Below are 17,447 nucleotides of genomic sequence, written 5' to 3'. Positions count from 1 at the left end.
CTGAACCGGACCCGTCCGGCGGCCGTTCCCCCCAATGCCGGAACCAGTGACACCGGGCGGGTTCCCCCGATACCCGCTGCCCCGATGCCACTCCCCGGGTTCCGCGCGTCTCCAGCCCGGGCACGCAGGCCGTTTTCGGCGTGCCCGGAAAACCGAACGAGGTGAACATGGCCCGGAATACTTCCCGCACCCCCGCCACGGGCAGACATCGCATCACCCGCCGCACGAAGATCGCGACCGGAGGCCTGGCGCTCGCGCTGGCCGTCGGCGGCATCGTCGTGGCGACCACCGCCGGCCGCACCGGCGAGGCCAGCGCCGACGAGGCCGACCCGTCGTTCTTCATCGACATCGCGAAGGTCCCCGCCGGCCTCAACGTCAACAAGGCGCTGCAGCAGAAGGGCGCCCGCGGCACGTTCACCGTGGACTGCGGCCGCAACGAAAACCAGCACTTCAACCCGGACAACTTCATCGCCCAGCCGGGGATCAAGAACGGTGCCCAGCACCTGCACGACTACGTCGGCAACCTCTCCACGAACGCCGACTCCAACAACAAGAGCCTCTCGAAGGCCGGCACCACCTGCAAGAACGGCGACAAGTCCGCCTACTTCTGGCCCGTCGTCCGCATCGACACCGGCGGGGAAGAGGAGGAAAAGAACCCGCCCGCCACGCAGCCCGACCGCGCCGGCAGCGCGAAGGACAAGGCAAGTGCCCAGGTCGAGTGCCCCGACGTCGCGAGCAAGCTGCCCGACGTCCCGGACCAGGCCCAGGACGAGGTCAACCGGAACCTCGACCTGCTCGACAAGCAGATCGACGAGGCCAACAAGCGGATCGCCAACGGCGACCTGAAGACCCCGCAGGACATCCAGAACGCCGTCGTCGGCCCGCTCAAGGACAAGCGGGTGGCCACCATCGACCGGATCGCCATCTCGATCGGCCGCCGCGCCGCGAAGCCGACGAACCTGGGTGGGCTCGCGCAGTGCGCGCTCAAGCAGAACGGCCAGGGCGGCCTCGACAACGGCGGCCAGAACTCGGGCGGCCAGCCGGCGGAACTGCCCGGCGTCAACGACAAGAACGAGGTCGGCAACAACGACGGCGAGATCCAGCGCGTCCGCGCCGCGATCATCACGTTCACCAGCGGCGGGGCGGACAAGGTCGTCGCGATGCCGCAGTTCCTGCGCGTCCTCTACGGCGACGCCAAGCAGAGCACCAACGGCCCGGCCAACGCCCGGCCGAGCTGGACCTGCACCGGGTTCGAGGACCGGCTCACCGACCGCTACCCGATCTGCCCGCAGAACAGCAAGGTCGAGCGCATCCACGCCTTCCCGAACTGCTGGGACGGCAAGAACATCGACAGCGCCAACCACCGCTCGCACATCGTGTTCGCCGACCAGCAGGGCAAGTGCCCGCAGGGCTTCAAGAACGTGCCCCAGCTGGTGATCAAGCTGATCTACGACATCCCGCGGGACATCCAGGTCAAGGGCCAGTACAAAGTGGACGCCTTCGAGCAGGAGAACCACAACCCCCGCTCGGACCACGACGACTTCGCCAACGTCATGGGCCAGCGCCTGATGAACCAGGTCGTCAACTGCATCAACACCGGCAAGCGCTGCAACCAGTGACAGGTCAGGACGGCCGGGTCCAGGTGACGGTGTCCGTCAGCACCCGGCCGTCCTGCACGCTGGTGGCCCGGACCACGTTGGGTCCGGGCCGCAGGGCGACGCCGGGCCAGCCGGCGATGTGGTCGTCCGGCACCCGGGTGCCGAGCGGGACGCCGTTGACCGTCAGGCTGACCGGCGCGGTGCCGGCGTAGACCTTGACGTCGGTCGTGGCGGTCGTCCGGACCGAGTCGCGCGCCGAGGTGATGTGCAGGACCGGCCGCGGCGACCAGTTCGCCTGGTACCAGTAGAACGCGTCCTTCCTGGTCACCCGGTTGTCGGTGACCAGCCCCTTGTCGTTGATGCCCGGGCGGTCGCCCTCGTCGCGGCCGTCCGAGGCGAAGTCGAACATCACCCAGACGAAGCTGCCCCACAGGTACGGGCGGGCCTCGATCGCCCGCCACGAGGCCTCGGCGACCTCCGCCTGGTACTCCTCCGGGTGCCACTTCCCGCCCGGCACCGGCGGGACGGGGTGCTGCTCGTGCTGCCGGACGCTCGCCCCGGCCCCGTACTCCGAGACCGAGATCCGGCGGCCGGGCTCGGCCCGGTGCAGGTCGTCCGCCCACTTCCCCAGGTTCGCCGCGCCGGGCAGGTACCAGCCGTAGTAGCGGTTGTAGCCGGTGAGGTCCGCGTGCCCGGCCAGGGCGTCGGTGTCGGACAGGCAGCAGTGCGCGTACGTCGTGAGCCGGTCCGGGTCGTCGGCGCGGAAGACGTCCTGCACGGCGGCGAGCACGGCGTTCGCGGCCGGGCTGGAGACGTACTGCTCGTTGCCGAGGCCCCACAGCGCCACCGACGGGTGGTTGAAGTTCTGCCGGACCAGCTCGTGCGCCTGCGCCTCGGCGTTCGCCGTGAAGGCCGGGGAATCGGTGACGAACCCGACCAGCGGCACCTCCGTCCACACCACCAGGCCCAGCCGGTCGGCGAGCTCGTACTCGCGGGGCGAATGCTGGTAGTGGGACATCCGGACGGCGTTCGCGCCCAGCTCGGCGATCAGCGCGTAGTCGGCGTCGATGTCGGCGTCGGAGACCGCCGCACCGCGGTCCGGACGGCTGGGCAGCTGGGTGTTCACCCCGTGCAGCGGGTACGGGACGCCGTTGAGGAAGAAGCCGCGTTCCGGGTCGGCGGCGAACGTGCGCAGTCCCAGCGGGACGGTCACCGCGTCGCCGCCCACCTCCGCGGTCACCGAGTACAGGTAGGGATCCCGCACGCCGTTCCACCGGTGCGGCCGGACGACGCGCAGCGCCGACGTCACCGGCACGGTCCGGCCGGCTCCCACGGTCACCACCGTGGCCGCGACCGCCACCACCCGGCGCCCGGCGTCCCGGACCACCGTCCGGACAGGGATCCGCCGGGTCGCCGCCGTGTCATTGGTGACCCGGGTCGTCACGTCGAGGTCGGCCGCCGCCGCGGTGAGCGCCCGCTGCCGCACGGCGACGCCCGGGCCGCCGTGGTCGAGGGCGTCGACGTGCACCGGGTCGGTGGTGATCAGCCGGACGTCGCGGTAGAGGCCGCCGAACAGGGTGAAGTCGCCGTCGAGCGGGGCCACGTCCGCGTTCTTCCGGTTGTCGACCGCCACCGCGACGGACACCGTCCGGCCCGCGGGCGCCAGGTCGGTGATGTCGAACCGGAAGCCCGAGTAGCCGCCTTCGTGCCGTCCGGCGCGGCGGCCGCCGACGTAGACGTCGGTGACCAGGTTCGCGCCGTCGAACTGCAGGAACACCCGCCGGTTCCCGGCCGGGACGGCCAGCCGGGTCCGGTACCACCCGACGTCGCGCCGGTAGTTGCCGCCGCCGTCGGCGCCGTCGGCCGCGTTCCACGTGTGCGGCAGCGAAACCGGCGTCCATGCGAAGTCGTCGAAATCGGGGGCCGCGGCTCCCGCGACGTCGCCGAGGTGGAATTTCCAGCCGGTGGCCAGCACGGTTTCGGTGCGGGCGTGCCCCGGCGCCGCCACCGCGGCCGGGACGCCGAAACCGCACAGCAGCAGGGTGACCAGGGCGAGGACGAGGCGGCGCATTCCCGGACTATGACCGCGCCGCCAAGGCAGGTCAAGAAATTCCCAGCGCGTTCGAGAACTTCGAAAGAGACAATTCGTCGAATGCGAAAGGGGCCTCCCCCGCGAACGGGAAAGGCCCCTTACCGAACCGCCCGGCTCAGGAAGCCGCGCGGCGCTTCGTCCAGATGTCGTACGCCACCGCGGCCAGCAGCACGACGCCCTTGACGAGCATGACCCGCTCGCTCGGCGCACCGATCAGCGACATGCCGTTGTTGATCACCGCCATGATCAGGCCGCCGGTGATCGCGCCGACCACCTTGCCGACGCCGCCCTGGACGGCCGCGCCGCCGATGAACGCCGCCGCGATCGCGTCCAGCTCGAAGTTGACACCGGCCGTCGGGCCCGCCTGGTTGAGGCGGCCGGCGAAGATGATGCCCGCGAGCGCGGCCAGCACGCCCATGTTGACGAAGATCCAGAACGTCACCTGCTTGACCTTGACGCCCGAGAGCGTCGCGGCCTGCAGGTTGCCGCCGACGGCGTAGATGTGCCGCCCGAACACCGACTTGCCCGCCACCAGCGAGTAGCCGAGCACCAGCACCGTCAGCAGGATGAGCACCCACGGCAGGTTCTTGAACCGCGCCAGCTGCACGACCAGCGCCAGCACCAGCACCGCGATCCCGGCGAGCTTCAGCACGAACAGCGGGAACGGGTCGACGTCCTGGCCGTAGCCCAGCCGGCCCATCCGCTTGCGCCACTGCGTGAACACGATCCCGGCCACCGCGGCGACGCCGGCCAGCAGCGACACCAGGTCGGCGCCGCCGAGCGGGCCGAGGCCGATGTTGCCCAGGTAGCCGTCGGTGAAGCCGTTGGACAGCGTGCGGATCGTGTCCGGGAACGGGCCGATGCCCTGGTTGCCCAGCACCGTCAGGGTCAGGGCCCGGAACGCCAGCATGCCCGCGAGCGTCACGATGAACGCCGGGATGCCGAAGTAGGCGACCCAGTAGCCCTGCCACGCGCCGATCGCCGCGCCGACGGCGAGCGTGATCAGCACGGCCCAGCCCCACGGCACCTTCGCGTTCACCATCAGCACCGCCGACACCGCACCGGTCATCGCGACGACCGACCCGGCGGACAGGTCGATGTGCCCGGAGATGATCACCAGGATCATCCCGATCGCGAGGATCAGCACGTAGCTGTTCTGCACGATGATGTTGGAGATGTTCTGCGGTTCCAGCAGCGCGCCGCCGGTGAGCACCTCGAACAGCACCACGATCAGCGCGAACGCGACGTAGATGCCGCTCTGGCGCGGGTTGATCGAGATCCTCCGCTTGGAGCGCTCAACCGGGGGCACGGCGGGCCGCGCGTCGGTCGTGGTCATTCCCGTTCCTTAGTCATGTACTGCATCAGCAGTTCCTGAGTGGCTTCTTCGCGCTTGGCCTCGCCGGTGATCCGCCCCGCCGACAGCGCGTAGATCCGGTCGCAGAGCCCGAGCAGCTCCGGCAGCTCGGAGGAGATGACCAGCACGGCCTTCCCCTGGGCGGCCAGCTCGTTGATGATCGTGTAGATCTCGAACTTCGCGCCCACGTCGATGCCGCGGGTCGGCTCGTCCAGGATCAGCACGTCCGGATCGGTGAAGATCCACTTGGCCAGCACGACCTTCTGCTGGTTGCCGCCGGAGAGCTTCCCGGTCACGCTCTGCACGCTCGGCGCCTTGATCCGCAGATCGCGGCGGAACCGGTTGGCGGTGTCGTGCTCGGCGTGCTCGTTGACCCAGCCGCGCTTGGCCAGCTTGCCCAGCCCGGCCGCGGACACGTTGCGCTGGATGTCCTCGATCAGGTTGAGCCCGTAGCGCTTGCGGTCCTCGGTGGCGTAGGCGATCCCGTGGCGGACGGCGTCCTGCACCGACCGGATCTCGATCTCCTTGCCGTCCTTGAGGATCCGGCCGGAGATGTCCTTGCCCCACGACCGGCCGAACACGCTCATCGCGAACTCGGTCCGGCCCGCACCCATCAGCCCGGCCAGGCCGACGATTTCCCCGCGCCGCAGCGAGAGCGACGCGCGGTCGACGACGACCCGCCCGGCCTGGGTGGGGCTGTGCACGGTCCAGTCCTCGATCCGCAGCACCTCTTCGCCGATCTCCGGCTCCCGCGGCGGGAACCGGTGCTCGAGGTCGCGGCCGACCATCCCGGTGATGATGCGCTCTTCCGTCAGCCCCGCCGCTTCCAGGGTCTCGATCGTCTTGCCGTCACGCAGGATCGTGACGTTGTCGGCGATCGCCGTCACCTCGCCGAGCTTGTGCGAGATGATCACGCACGTGACGCCCTCGTCCCGCAGCCCGCGCAGCAGCTCGAGCAGGTGGGCCGAGTCGTCGTCGTTGAGCGCCGCGGTGGGCTCGTCGAGGATGAGCAGCTTGACCTCTTTGGACAGTGCCTTCGCGATCTCGACGAGCTGCTGCTTGCCGACACCGAGCTCCTGCACCGCCCGGGTGGGGTTTTCGGCGAGGCCGACGCGCTTGAGCAGCGCGCCGGCCTCGTGGTTGGTGCGGTTCCAGTCGATCCAGCCCCGCTTGTGCTGCTCGTTGCCGAGGAAGATGTTCTCCGCGATCGACAACTGACCGCACAGCGCGAGTTCCTGGTGGATGATCACGATCCCGCGCCGTTCGCTGTCGCGCACCGACCCGAACTCGCACCGCTGCCCGTCGAAGGTGATCTCGCCGTCGTAGCTCCCGTGCGGGTAGACGCCCGAGAGCACCTTCATCAGGGTGGACTTCCCGGCGCCGTTCTCCCCGCAGATCGCGTGGATTTCCCCGCGGCGCACGGAAAGGTTGACGTCCGACAGCGCCTTGACCCCGGGGAAGGTCTTGGTGATCCCGCGCATGCCGAGCAGTTCGGTCATTTCAGCTGACCTGCCGTGTAGTAGCCCGAGTCGACGAGTTCCTTCTGGTAGTTCGCCTTGTCCACGGTGACCGGCTGCAGCAGGTAGGACGGGACGACCTTCTTGCCGTTGTCGTAGTCCTTCGTGTTGTTGACCTCGGGCTGCTGGCCCTTCAGCACCGCGTCGGCCATCTTGACGGTGGTGTCGGCGAGCTTGCGGGTGTCCTTGAAGATCGTCGAGTACTGCTCACCGGCGATGATGGACTTGACCGAGGCGACCTCGGCGTCCTGCCCGGTGACGATCGGGTACGGCTGGCCGGCGGTGCCGTAGCCGTTGCTCTTCAGCGCCGACAGGATGCCGATCGACAGGCCGTCGTACGGCGAGAGCACGCCCTGGACCTTCGCGCCACCGGTGTAGGTCTTGGTGAGCAGGTCTTCCATGCGCCGCTGCGCGGTGGCCGGGTCCCAGCGGAGGATGGCCGCGCGGGCGAAGTCGGTCTGGCCGCTCTTGACGACCAGCTTGCCGCTGTCCATCAGGGGCTTGAGCACCGACATCGCGCCGTTGAAGAAGAAGGTCGCGTTGTTGTCGTCCGGGGAACCGGCGAACAGCTCGATGTTGAACGGCCCCGGCCCGTCACCCAGGCCCTTGACCAGCGAGTTCGCCTGCTCGACGCCGACCTTGAAGTTGTCGAAGGTGGCGTAGTAGTCGACGTTCGGCGAGTTGCGGATCAGCCGGTCGTAGGCGATGACCGGGATCTTCTTGTCCGCGGCCTCCTGCAGCTGGGTGGTGATCGCGGTGCCGTCGATCGAGGCGATGACCAGGAGCTTGGCGCCCTTGGTGATCTGGTTCTCGATCTGGTTCACCTGGGTGGGGATGTCGTTCTCGGCGTACTGGAGGTCGACCTTGTAGCCGAGCTTCTCCAGGGCGGACTTGATGTTGTCGCCGTCGTGGATCCAGCGCTCCGACGACTTGGTCGGCATGGTGACGCCGACCAGGGCGCCCTCGGCGCTCGCGGCACCGGGCGCCGCGGTCTGGTCGGCGGTCTTCTGGCTCGAGCCGCACGCCGACAGCGTGAGCGCCAGCCCCGCGGCGGCGACCGCCGCGATTCCTCTGGTGAACTTCATCGTTCCTTCTTCCTTTCTCGACAAGCCTGCTCAGAAACCCTGGGCGAGCCGGTGGTACGCCTGGTTCCAGCGGATGCGGTCGGCGAAGTCGTGCGGCGTCGTGTCCTTGTCGATGACCAGCAGTTCTACTCCGAGCAGATTCGCGAAGTCGCGCAGGGTCTCCGTGCTCACCGCCTGGGTCAGCACCGTGTGGTGCGGGCCGCCCGCGGTGATCCAGGACTCCGCGGACGTCGACAGCGACGGTGCCGGCTCCCAGACCGCCCGCGCGACCGGCAGGTTCGGCAGCGGCTCGTCCGGCGCGACGACGTCGATCTCGTTCGCGACCAGCCGGAACCGGTCGCCGAGGTCGACCAGGCCGAGCACGACGCCGGGCCCGGGGGCGGCGTCGAACACCAGCCGGACCGGGTCTTCGCGGCCGCCGATGCCCAGCGCGTGGATCTCGCAGGACGGCTTGGCGGCGGCGATGCTCGGGCAGACCTCGAGCATGTGCGCGCCGAGGATCTTCGGCTTGCCCGGTCCGAAGTGGTAGGTGTAGTCCTCCATGAACGACGTGCCGCGGTCGCGGCCGACGCTCATCGCCTTCACCGCGGCGAGCAGCGCCGAGGTCTTCCAGTCGCCCTCGCCGCCGAAGCCGTAGCCGTCGGCCATCAGGCGCTGCACCGCGAGGCCGGGCAGCTGGCGAAGCCCGCCCAGGTCCTCGAAGTTCGTGGTGAAGGCGCCGAAGCCGCCGTCGGTGAGGAACTTCCGCAGGCCGGCTTCGATCCGGGCGGCGTAACGCAGCGACTCGTGCCGCGCTCCCCCGGCGGCCAGGTCCGGCACCACGTCGTAGTCCGCGGCGTACGCGGCCACGAGGTCGTCCACTGTGTCCTTTTCGGACACCGCGTCCACGAGTTCGACGAGGTCGTTGACGCCGTAGGTGTTGACCGAGACGCCGAACCGCAGTTCGGCCTCGACCTTGTCGCCTTCGGTGACGGCGACGTCGCGCATGTTGTCGCCGAACCGGGCCAGCCGCAGGTTGCGCAGGTGGTCGGCGCCGATGGCGGCGCGCGCCCACGCGTCGATCCGGGCGACGACGGCCGGGTCGGAGACGTGGCCGGCGACGGTCTTGCGCGGGACGCCGAGGCGGGTCTGGATGAACCCGAACTCGCGGTCGCCGTGCGCGGCCTGGTTGAGGTTCATGAAGTCCATGTCGATGGTGGACCACGGCAGGGCTTCGTTGAGCTGGGTGTGCAGGTGCAGCAGCGGCTTGCGCAGGGCGTCCAGGCCGGTGATCCACATCTTCGCGGGCGAGAAGGTGTGCATCCAGGCGATCACGCCGACGCAGTCGGCGTCGGCGTTGGCTTCCTGCAGCACGCGGCGGATGGCGGAGGCCTCGGTCAGCACCGGCTTGCCGACGATCTCGGCGGGCAGCCCGCCGGAGGCGGCCAGCAGCTGCTGGATCCGCAGGGACTGGCCGGCCACCTGCTCCAGGGTCTCCTCGCCGTAGAGGCCCTGGCTGCCGGTGAGGAACCAGACTTGGGGTTTCGACGCGCGGGTCATCGTTCTCCTTGAGAAGAGTTTCAGTGCTGGCCGTAGACGTTCTGGTACCGGGCGTAGAGCCGGTCGACGTCCTCGGCCGGCAGCGGTTCGGGCGTGCCGAGCTCGAAGGCCTTGTGGACGGTGCGGGCCACGTCCTCGACCATCACCGCGGCCTTGACCGCGTCACGCGCGGTGCGGCCGACGGTGAACGGGCCGTGGTTGCGCATCAGCACCGCGGGCGAGCGGCTGGAGCGAAGCGTTTCGACGATGCCGCGGCCGATGGAGTCGTCGCCGATGAGGGCGAACGGCCCGACCGGGATCTCACCGCCGAACTCGTCGGCGATCATCGTCAGCACGCACGGGATCGGCTCGCCGCGGGCCGCCCACGCCGTGGCGTAGGTCGAGTGGGTGTGCACGACGCCGCCGACCTCCGGCATGTGCCGGTAGACGTAGGCGTGCGCGGCGGTGTCGGACGACGGCGCGAAGTCGCCTTCGACGAGCTCGCCGTGCAGGTCGGTGACGACCATCGTGTCGGCCGTCAGCTCGTCGTAGGACACGCCCGAGGGCTTGATGACCAGCAGGTCCCGGTCCGGGACGCGGGCCGAGACGTTGCCCGCGGTCCAGATGACGAGCTCGTTGCGGGTCAGCTCGCCGTGCAGCTTCGCCACCGTCTCGCGCAGTTGCGCGACGGTGTCGAACACCTCACCGGTCAGCGACATCAGGACTGTCCTTTCGCGACGGCGCGCTTGCGGGCGGCCAGGCGGTGCATGACATCGTTGCCGCCACGACCGAAGTAGTCGTGCAGCTCGGTGTATTCGGCGTACAGCTCGTCGTAGGCGACCACGTGCGCGGGCACCGGACGGTACACCGCGCGCTCGACCGAGCCCATCGCGGCGGCGGCCGCGCGGATGTCCGCGTGGGCGCCGGCGGCGACGGCCGCGTGGATGGCCGACCCGAGCGCGGGCCCCTGCGCCGAGCCGATCACCGACAGCGGGAGGTTGGTGACGTCGGCGTAGATCTGCATCAGCAGCGCGTTCTTCGTCAGCCCGCCCGCGATGATCAGCTCGGTGACCGGGACCCCGGCGGCGTTGAACGTCTCGATGATCTTCCGGGTGCCGAAGGCGGTGGCCTCCAGCAGCGCGCGGTAGACGTCCTGGGCGCGGGTGGCGAGCGTCTGCCCGACGATCACGCCGGACAGCTCGTGGTCGACCAGCACCGACCGGTTGCCGCTGTGCCAGTCCAGGACGATCAGGCCGTGTTCGCCGATCTCCTGCTGGGCGGCGAGGCGGGTGAGGTGCTCGTGCCCTTCGTAGCCCGCCGGGACGCCGTGCTCGACGAACCAGCCGAAGATGTCGCCGACGCCGCTCTGGCCGGCCTCGTACCCCCAGAGCCCGGCCACGATGCCGCCTTCGACGACCCCGCACATGCCGGGGACCTCGCGCAGCTCGGCGCCGTTCATCACGTGGCAGGTCGAGGTGCCCATGATCGCCACCATCTGCCCGGGCTCGACGGCCTGGGCGGCGGGCGCGGTGACGTGCGCGTCGACGTTGCCGACGGCGACCGCGATGCCCTCGGGCAGCCCGGTCCAGGCCGCCGCCTCGGCGGTCAGCGACCCCGCGCGAGAGCCCAGCTGGCCCAGCGGGTGCTCCAGCTTGTCGGCCACGAAGGACTCGAAGCCGGGGGCGAGCTCGCGGAGGAAGTCGCGGCTCGGGTACTGGCCGTCCTGCAGGATGCCCTTGTAGCCGGCGGTGCAGGCGTTGCGCACGTAGGTGCCGCAGAGCTGCCAGACGATCCAGTCGGCCGCCTCCACCCAGTGCCGCATCGCCGCGTAGACCTCGGGGGCCTCTTCGAACAGCTCCAGGCCCTTGGCGAACTCCCACTCCGAGGAGATCAGGCCGCCGTAGCGCGGGAGCCACTTCTCGCCGCGAGTGCGGGCCAGCTCGTTGATCCGCACCGCCTGCGGCTGCGCCGAGTGGTGCTTCCAGAGCTTCACGTACGCGTGCGGGTTGCCTTCGAACTCGGGCAGTTCGCACAGCGGCGTCCCGTCCGCGGTCGTCGGCACCATCGTGCACGCGGTGAAGTCGGTGGCGATCCCGACGACGTCGGCCGCGTCGACGCCGGCGTCCCGCAGCGCCGCCGGGACGGCGTTGCGCAGCACTCCGACGTAGTCCGCCGGCACCTGCAGCGCCCATTCCGGCGGCAGCGCGCGGCCCGTCGCGGGCAGCGTCTCGTCGAGCACCCCGTGCGGGTACTCGAAGACGCCGGAGCCGAGCTCGGCCCCGTCCGCCACGCGCACGACCACCGCGCGGCCGGACAGGGTGCCGAAGTCGACGCCGACGGTGAGTGGTTCTCCCACGGTGTCTTCCCTCCTGGTGTGGTGACCGGGACGCGGCGCGGGCGGCGGTGAACGCGCCGCGCCCCGGGGTCTTAGCGGCCGGTGACGACCAGCGTCGTCACCGAGTTCGCCGGCAACGTCAGCTTCGACGTCGCGGCGAGGCCGGTGATCTCCCTGGTCTGCGGCACGATGGCGGTCGGCGTGGCGAGGCTGTTGCGCCCCGCCGGGTCGCCGGTGAGCGTGGTGAGCGTGCCGGTGCCGTCGACGGCGGTGACGCCGGTGAGCGACAGCCGGGTGGTCTGCACCTGAGGAGTGGGATTGACGAGTTTGACCGTGAAGGTCTTCCTTCCGCTCTTCGTGGTCACGTTGACCACCTGGCGCAGGGGGCTGCCCTGGTTCAGGCGGCTGGTCACGATCTGCTTGCCGAGGGTGCTGGAGAACATCTGCTGCACCCAGTACGACGGCGAGCCGTAGCTGCTGCCGGCGTCGAGGCCGATCAGGTTGACCGGCCAGTTGGACTGGTTCTCGTGCACCAGCACCGGCGCGTACATCGAGCCGATGACGATGTCGCTGTTGCGTTCCAGCCCGGTGAGGAAGGCGGCCTCGCCGATGGCGGCGGCCAGGGTGCCGGTGGGCCGGCCGTCCTGGGCGCCGTACTCGCCGACGAGGATCTCCGGGCCGGAGCGGTCCGCGGTGTCGTAGCGGGTCGAGTTGTCGGTGAACCACTGCGGCGACTGGTAGTAGTGGTCGTCCGCGGCGTCCGGGCGCACCCCGGTCGGCGTGCTCGACGCGGCACCGCCCTGCAGGCCGCCGGTCGTCGCGATGACCGTCAGCTGCGGGTACTTCGCCTTGATGGCGTTGAACATGTCGGTGAAGCGCCAGGCGTAGCTGCCCGAGGTGTCGAACCAGTCCTCGTTGCCGACCTCGACGTAGCGCAGGTCGAACGGCGCCGGGTGCCCGTCGGCGGCCCGCTTCGCACCCCACGTCGTCGAGGTGTCGCCGATGGCGTACTCGATCTCGTCGAGGGCTTCCTCGATGTACTGCGGGTAGTCGGCCTGGCTGACGTGCTGGCCGTTGAGGGTGTAGCCGGCGAACAGCCCGAGCAGCGGCTGGGCACCGATGTCCTCGGCGAGCTTGAGGTAGTCGAGGATGCCGAAGCCGTCGGTGGACCAGTAGCCCCACGCGGTGTTCTGGTGGCCGGGCCGCTCTTCGAGCTTGCCGATGGTCTTCTTCCACTCGAAGCGGGTGTCGAGGGTGTTGCCTTCGAGGTAGTTGCCACCCGGGACGCGGAACAGGCCGAGCTTCATCGCGGCGAGCTTCTGCCCGAGGTCGGCGCGGACGCCGTTGGGCCGGTTCTTGAAGGTCGGCGGGAACAGCGACACCTGCTGGAACCAGGCGTCCCCGCTCAGCGCCGTCCGGCCCTTGTTGACCAGGGACACCACGATCCGGTTGTCGGTGGAGTTCGTGATCGTCGACGGCGTGGTGAAGCTGAACGTCTGCTGCGCCCAGTCCGCCCCGACCGGCTGGACGTCCTTGCTCGCCAGCACCGTCCCGTCCGGCTTCTCCAGGCTGACTCGCACCGCGCCCTTCCAGCTGCCCTTGGCGAAGAAGCTGCCGGTGTACTTGGTGGACGGCTTCGCGGCGATACCGTAGAAGCCGACGTTCGCGGCGGCAACCCGGCCGGCCGCCGGGACGGTGTCCGCGTGCAGCTTGAGCGAGCGGTCGAGCGCGGTGTTCAGCGGGTTCGCGGTGTCGACCGAGTAGGTCCCGGTCGCGCCCGCCGAGGTGAGCAGCGACCAGTACGGTACCGGCGTGTTGCCCGCGCCGCTGCCGGGCTGGTAGCCCTCCTTGAAGGTGCGGTTGCGGACCAGCTCGGCGTAGAGCCCGCCCTCGACCGAGTGGCTGATGTCCTCGAGGATCGAGCCGTAGGTCGTCGGCCGGGTGTTGGCGCGGACGACGTTGGCGTCCACCGCGAGCTGGTTGGCCCCGGCCAGGGTGCCGATCTGGGCCGCGGTCAGCGGGAAGCGGCGCAGCTCGACCTCGTCGACGGCGCCGGTGAACCCGGAGCCGACGGTGAACGGCGCCGCCGCGGTGCCCGAGGCCGGGCAGGCGGAGACGTCCAGGGTGGTGCCGGTCGCGGTGCCGCAGGTGCTGGTGACCGCGGACGCGTCGCCGTCGGCGTAGACGGTGAGCCGCTGCGCCGCGCGGTCGAGGACCAGGGCGGCGTGGTGCCAGTTGCCGTCGGCGAGGCCGCCGCCGTTCGTGGTCACCTGGACCGTGCCGACACGGGCGGTGAGCTTGCCGCCGGTGACGCCGAGCGCGTAACCGTCGCCGTGGTCGACCAGGGTGCCGGACGCGGTGGTGCGGAACCAGGCGGCCAGGGACAGCGAGCCGGTCCCGGTGTCGAACGCCGGCGAGGTGCCCATGTCCACAGTGGACTTGCCGTCGAGCTGGACGGCCTTGCCCGCCGCCCCGGCGGTCCAGGTCGCGCCCTTGAGGGTGCCGTCCGCGGCGTTCGCCGAGGAGTCACGCGCCACCGTGCCGGCGCCTTCGTCGAAGTGCCACGAACCACTGGCGGCCAGCGCGGCGACCGCGGACCCGGTCAGCGGCGTCGGGTACGCGCGGACGTCGTCGACGCCGCCGGCGAACCAGTCGGCCGCGGCCCCCGCCCACTTGCCGCGGCCGATCACCAGGTGCCCGGAAGCGGTCCACGGCGTGGTGAACGGGACGGTCTGCTGCAGGGTTCCGTTGACGTACAGGGAAAGCGTCCCGGCGGCCCGGTTGTAGACACCGGCCAGGTGCTGCCACTGGCCGGCCTGCGCGGGCGACGTCGACCCCGCTGTGTATGACGGGGTGACGCCGTCGCCCGCGCGGCGAGTGAAGGCGAAGCGGCCGTCGGCGGCACGCTGCAGGTAGAAGCCGCTGATCGCCGAGCCGTCGACACTCACCGCGGTCCGGAAGCCGGTGGCGGCGGTGGGCTTGACCCACGCCGAGACCGAGAAGCTCTGCGCGGTGTCCACGACCGGCGCCGGGACGTCGACCGCGGCGTCGGTGCCGTTCAGCGTGATGCCGTGCGGGCCGACGACGCCGTCACCCCAGGCCGCGCCGCCGGTGAGGGTGGCCGTGCGCGCGTCGAGGGAGTCGTCGGCGGTCGTGGTGCCGGTGCCCTCGTCGAGGCCCCAGTGCCCGGCGATGGCCAGGCGGGCGGCGTCGGCGGCGGTCAGGGCGCCACCGTAGGCGCGGACGTCGTCGATCGTGCCGTCGACGAAGTCCACCGGGTTGCCGCCGTACTTGCCGCGGCCGATCACCAGGTGCCCGGTGCCCGCCCACGCCGTCGGCGCGGCGACGGTGGTCTGGCGGGTGCCGTCGACGTACAGCGACAGCGTCGACGCGGCCGCGTCGTACACGCCGGTCAGCTGGTACCACTGGCCGGCGACCGGGTCGAAGTTCGCACCGGCCACTACACCGTCGGTCGGCGCGTCGCCCGAAAGCCGGGTGAAGGCGAACCGGCGCGAGTCGTCCCGGAACTGCAGGAAGAAGTTGCTCACCTGGGTGCCGTCGACGCTGACGAACGTCTGGTAGCCGGACGTCTTGTCCAGCTTCACCCAGCTGCTCACCGAGAAGCTCTTGGTCGTGTCGAGCACCGGCGCACCCGCGTCGGCGAAGCCCCTGGACCCGTCGGTCGTCAGTGCCCCGCCGCGAATGCCAGGGCCCCAGCCGGCCCCCTCGGTCAGCGTCGCGGGGTGGCTGCCCGCGGTGTCGGCGGCGGTCGTCCCGCTGCCGTCGTCGAACGTCCAGTGCCCGGCCAGGCCCGGCTCCGGGTCCGCCGCGGCCGCCGTCACCGGCAGCGCGGAGAACAGCGTGAGGGCCGCGAGCACGGCCAGGGGACGCCGGAATCTGGGGGGCATGGCTCTCCTTTGAGCGCTCACACTCAGCGGGTCCGTCGGGTGACGAGGCGTTGCAGGACGATGAACACGAACAGCAGGGCCCCGGTGATGATCGAGGTCCACCAGGAGTTGAGCGTGCCGTCGAAGGTGATCAGCGTCTGGATGATGCCCAGCACCATGATCCCGAGCACGGTGCCGAGGACGTACCCGGAACCGCCGGTGAGGATGGTGCCGCCGATGACGACCGCGGCGATCGCCGTCAGCTCCAGGCCGACGCCGTTGAGCGGGTCACCCGAGGACTTGTAGAGCACCAGCAGCAGCCCGCCCAGCGCCGAGCAGACCCCGCTGATCGTGTACACCGCGATCTTCGTGCGGCCGGTCTTGAGGCCCATCAGCATCGCGGACTGCGCGTTGCCGCCGATCGAGTAGACCGTGCGCCCGAACCGGGTGAAGGCCAGGACGTAGGCCGCGGCGGCGACGACCGCCAGCGCGACCACCACGCTGATCGAGATGTGCAGCTCGGGCCCGAGCGGGATCTGCGCCTGGGCCAGCGTCGCGATCGTCGCGTTGTCGATCGAGTACGCCTCGGTGGTGATCGTGTAGCAGAGACCGCGGGCGAAGAACATCCCGATCAGCGTCGCGATGAACGGCTGGATGTCGAAGAAGTGGATGAGCGCGCCCATGCCGGCCCCCAGCAGCGCCCCGATCAGCAGCACCACCACGATCGCCGCCCACGCCGGCCAGCCGTTCTTCTGCAGCAGGTCGCCGGAGACCACTGTGGACAGCGCGACCACCGAGCCGACGGACAGGTCGATGCCGCCGGTGAGGATCACGAACGTCATCCCGACCGCGACCACGAGCAGGAAGGCGTTGTTGATGAACAGGTCGAGGATGACCTGGCCGGAGCCGAACGCCTCGTACTGGACCGCGCCGAACACGTACGCGGCGATCAGCAGCGCCATCGTCGCGAGGATCGGCACGTGCCGCTGCTGCGGCCGGTAGCCTTTGACACGGGCGAGGGTGGTCATGCGGTGACCTCCACCTTCTCCGGAGTGGGTGTGGGCGCCGGGGTGACCGGGCGGGCTCCGCGCCGCCGGAACTTGCGGCGGAACGCGGGCGACAGCAGCAGGCACACCACCAGCACGACGATGGCTTTGAAGAGCATGATCGACTCCGGCGGGATGCCGAGGGCGTTGACGGTGGTGGTGAGCGTCTGGATGAGCAGCGCGCCGATCACCGAGCCGCCGAGGGAGAACCGGCCGCCGGTCAGCTGGGTGCCGCCGACGACGACCGCGAGGATCGCGTCGAGCTCGATGAAGAGCCCGGCGTGGTTGGCGTCGGCGCTGTGCACGTTCGCGCTGATCATCAGCCCGGCGATGCCCGCGCACAGTGCGCAGAAGACGTAGACGAGCCAGGTCAGCCGCGCCGAGCGGAGCCCGGCCAGGCGGCTGGCCTCGGGGTTGCCGCCGACGGCCTCGACGAGCAGGCCGAGCGCGGAGCGGCGGACGAGCACCGACGCGATCACGAACACCGCCAGCGCGATCAGGATGGCGCTGGGCAGGGCGAACAGGAACCCGCTGCCGATCCACTCGAACGAGTGGGAGTTGACGGTGATGATCTGCCCGTCGCTGATCAGCTGCGCGATGCCCCGGCCGGCGACCATGAGGATCAGCGTGGCGATGATCGGCTGGATGCCCAGTGCCGCGACGAGCCAGCCGTTCCACACGCCGAGCAGCAGCGAGAGGCCGAGCGCCAGGCCGAACGCGACCAGCGTGGTGCCGACGCCGTCCGGGTTGTCGCTGATCCACAGGCAGGCGAGCGCGCCGCTGATCGCCACGACCGCGCCGACCGAGAGGTCGATGCCGCGGGTGGCGATCACCAGCGTCATGCCGATCGCGATGAGGATCAGCGGGGCACCGTTCTTCAGGATGTCGATGACGTTCCCGTAGAGGTGCCCGTCGCGGAGCTCGATCTTGAAGAACGACGGGCTCGCGATGAGGTCGCCCAGCAGCAGCACCAGCAGAGCCACCACGGGCCAGAAGAGCCGCTGTTTCGTCATGC

Annotated in this window: 11 protein-coding genes; 1 reads left to right on the top strand and 10 read right to left on the bottom strand. The window is 70.3% G+C overall.

Annotation, left to right across the window (positions count from 1 at the left end; translation table 11 throughout):
• The first annotated feature begins 167 nt into the window (after nucleotides 1–167).
• Nucleotides 168–1,619: a DUF1996 domain-containing protein gene (locus I4Q55_RS09695; protein WP_206785917.1), complete on the top strand. Its 1,452-nt coding sequence runs from the start codon at nucleotides 168–170 to the stop codon at nucleotides 1,617–1,619.
• A gap of 4 nt (nucleotides 1,620–1,623) precedes the next feature.
• Here the strand turns inward: I4Q55_RS09695 and I4Q55_RS09690 are convergent, their stop codons facing one another.
• The 10 genes from I4Q55_RS09690 to I4Q55_RS09645 all read right to left on the bottom strand — a co-directional run bounded on the left by I4Q55_RS09690 (nucleotide 1,624) and on the right by I4Q55_RS09645 (nucleotide 17,445).
• Nucleotides 1,624–3,669, bottom strand: coding sequence for a glycoside hydrolase family 2 protein (locus I4Q55_RS09690; RefSeq protein WP_206785915.1), 2,046 nt, complete (start codon nucleotides 3,667–3,669; stop codon nucleotides 1,624–1,626).
• Between the two features lie 136 nt (nucleotides 3,670–3,805).
• Nucleotides 3,806–5,026, bottom strand: a complete 1,221-nt coding sequence (gene mmsB, locus I4Q55_RS09685) for a multiple monosaccharide ABC transporter permease (protein WP_206785913.1) — start codon at nucleotides 5,024–5,026, stop codon at nucleotides 3,806–3,808.
• Nucleotides 5,023–6,543: a multiple monosaccharide ABC transporter ATP-binding protein gene (gene mmsA, locus I4Q55_RS09680; protein WP_206785911.1), complete on the bottom strand. Its 1,521-nt coding sequence runs from the start codon at nucleotides 6,541–6,543 to the stop codon at nucleotides 5,023–5,025. Before mmsA ends, mmsB begins: the two co-directional genes overlap by 4 nt.
• On the bottom strand, nucleotides 6,540–7,646 hold the full coding sequence (chvE, locus tag I4Q55_RS09675; protein ID WP_242545623.1) for a multiple monosaccharide ABC transporter substrate-binding protein: 1,107 nt from the start codon (nucleotides 7,644–7,646) through the stop codon (nucleotides 6,540–6,542). The genes mmsA and chvE overlap by 4 nt, the downstream gene beginning before the upstream one ends.
• 30 nt (nucleotides 7,647–7,676) lie before the next feature.
• Nucleotides 7,677–9,185, bottom strand: coding sequence for an L-arabinose isomerase (araA, locus tag I4Q55_RS09670; protein WP_206785901.1), 1,509 nt, complete (start codon nucleotides 9,183–9,185; stop codon nucleotides 7,677–7,679).
• A gap of 20 nt (nucleotides 9,186–9,205) precedes the next feature.
• Nucleotides 9,206–9,883 (bottom strand): L-ribulose-5-phosphate 4-epimerase, encoded by a 678-nt coding sequence (locus I4Q55_RS09665; RefSeq protein WP_206785898.1) that lies wholly within the window; start codon nucleotides 9,881–9,883, stop codon nucleotides 9,206–9,208.
• Nucleotides 9,883–11,520, bottom strand: coding sequence for a ribulokinase (gene araB, locus I4Q55_RS09660; RefSeq protein WP_206785896.1), 1,638 nt, complete (start codon nucleotides 11,518–11,520; stop codon nucleotides 9,883–9,885). The genes I4Q55_RS09665 and araB overlap by 1 nt, the downstream gene beginning before the upstream one ends.
• A gap of 71 nt (nucleotides 11,521–11,591) precedes the next feature.
• Entirely contained in the window at nucleotides 11,592–15,407 is a 3,816-nt protein-coding gene (locus I4Q55_RS09655; protein WP_206785894.1) for a LamG-like jellyroll fold domain-containing protein, read from the bottom strand.
• A gap of 23 nt (nucleotides 15,408–15,430) precedes the next feature.
• On the bottom strand, nucleotides 15,431–16,414 hold the full coding sequence (gene yjfF / locus I4Q55_RS09650) for a galactofuranose ABC transporter, permease protein YjfF (RefSeq protein WP_206785892.1): 984 nt from the start codon (nucleotides 16,412–16,414) through the stop codon (nucleotides 15,431–15,433).
• Entirely contained in the window at nucleotides 16,411–17,445 is a 1,035-nt protein-coding gene (locus I4Q55_RS09645; protein ID WP_206786396.1) for an ABC transporter permease, read from the bottom strand. The genes yjfF and I4Q55_RS09645 overlap by 4 nt, the downstream gene beginning before the upstream one ends.
• Nucleotides 17,446–17,447: the final 2 nt, after the last annotated feature.

The sequence above is a fragment of the Amycolatopsis sp. MtRt-6 genome (assembly GCF_017308975.1).
Lineage (GTDB): Bacteria > Actinomycetota > Actinomycetes > Mycobacteriales > Pseudonocardiaceae > Amycolatopsis.
The sequence above is the reverse complement of the archived record's forward strand: the minus strand, read 5'-3'. Positions and strand labels throughout refer to the sequence as shown.

What these genes read in the sequence shown, in the direction of transcription:
- araA (WP_206785901.1), bottom strand. Translation starts at nt 9,185, where the DNA reads ATGACCCGCGCGTCGAAACCCCAAGTCTGGTTCCTCACCGGCAGCCAG.
- I4Q55_RS09655 (WP_206785894.1), bottom strand. Translation starts at nt 15,407, where the DNA reads ATGCCCCCCAGATTCCGGCGTCCCCTGGCCGTGCTCGCGGCCCTCACG.
- yjfF (WP_206785892.1), bottom strand. Translation starts at nt 16,414, where the DNA reads ATGACCACCCTCGCCCGTGTCAAAGGCTACCGGCCGCAGCAGCGGCAC.
- chvE (WP_242545623.1), bottom strand. Translation starts at nt 7,646, where the DNA reads ATGAAGTTCACCAGAGGAATCGCGGCGGTCGCCGCCGCGGGGCTGGCG.
- I4Q55_RS09665 (WP_206785898.1), bottom strand. Translation starts at nt 9,883, where the DNA reads ATGTCGCTGACCGGTGAGGTGTTCGACACCGTCGCGCAACTGCGCGAG.
- mmsA (WP_206785911.1), bottom strand. Translation starts at nt 6,543, where the DNA reads ATGACCGAACTGCTCGGCATGCGCGGGATCACCAAGACCTTCCCCGGG.
- mmsB (WP_206785913.1), bottom strand. Translation starts at nt 5,026, where the DNA reads ATGACCACGACCGACGCGCGGCCCGCCGTGCCCCCGGTTGAGCGCTCC.
- I4Q55_RS09645 (WP_206786396.1), bottom strand. Translation starts at nt 17,445, where the DNA reads ATGACGAAACAGCGGCTCTTCTGGCCCGTGGTGGCTCTGCTGGTGCTG.
- I4Q55_RS09690 (WP_206785915.1), bottom strand. Translation starts at nt 3,669, where the DNA reads ATGCGCCGCCTCGTCCTCGCCCTGGTCACCCTGCTGCTGTGCGGTTTC.
- I4Q55_RS09695 (WP_206785917.1), top strand. Translation starts at nt 168, where the DNA reads ATGGCCCGGAATACTTCCCGCACCCCCGCCACGGGCAGACATCGCATC.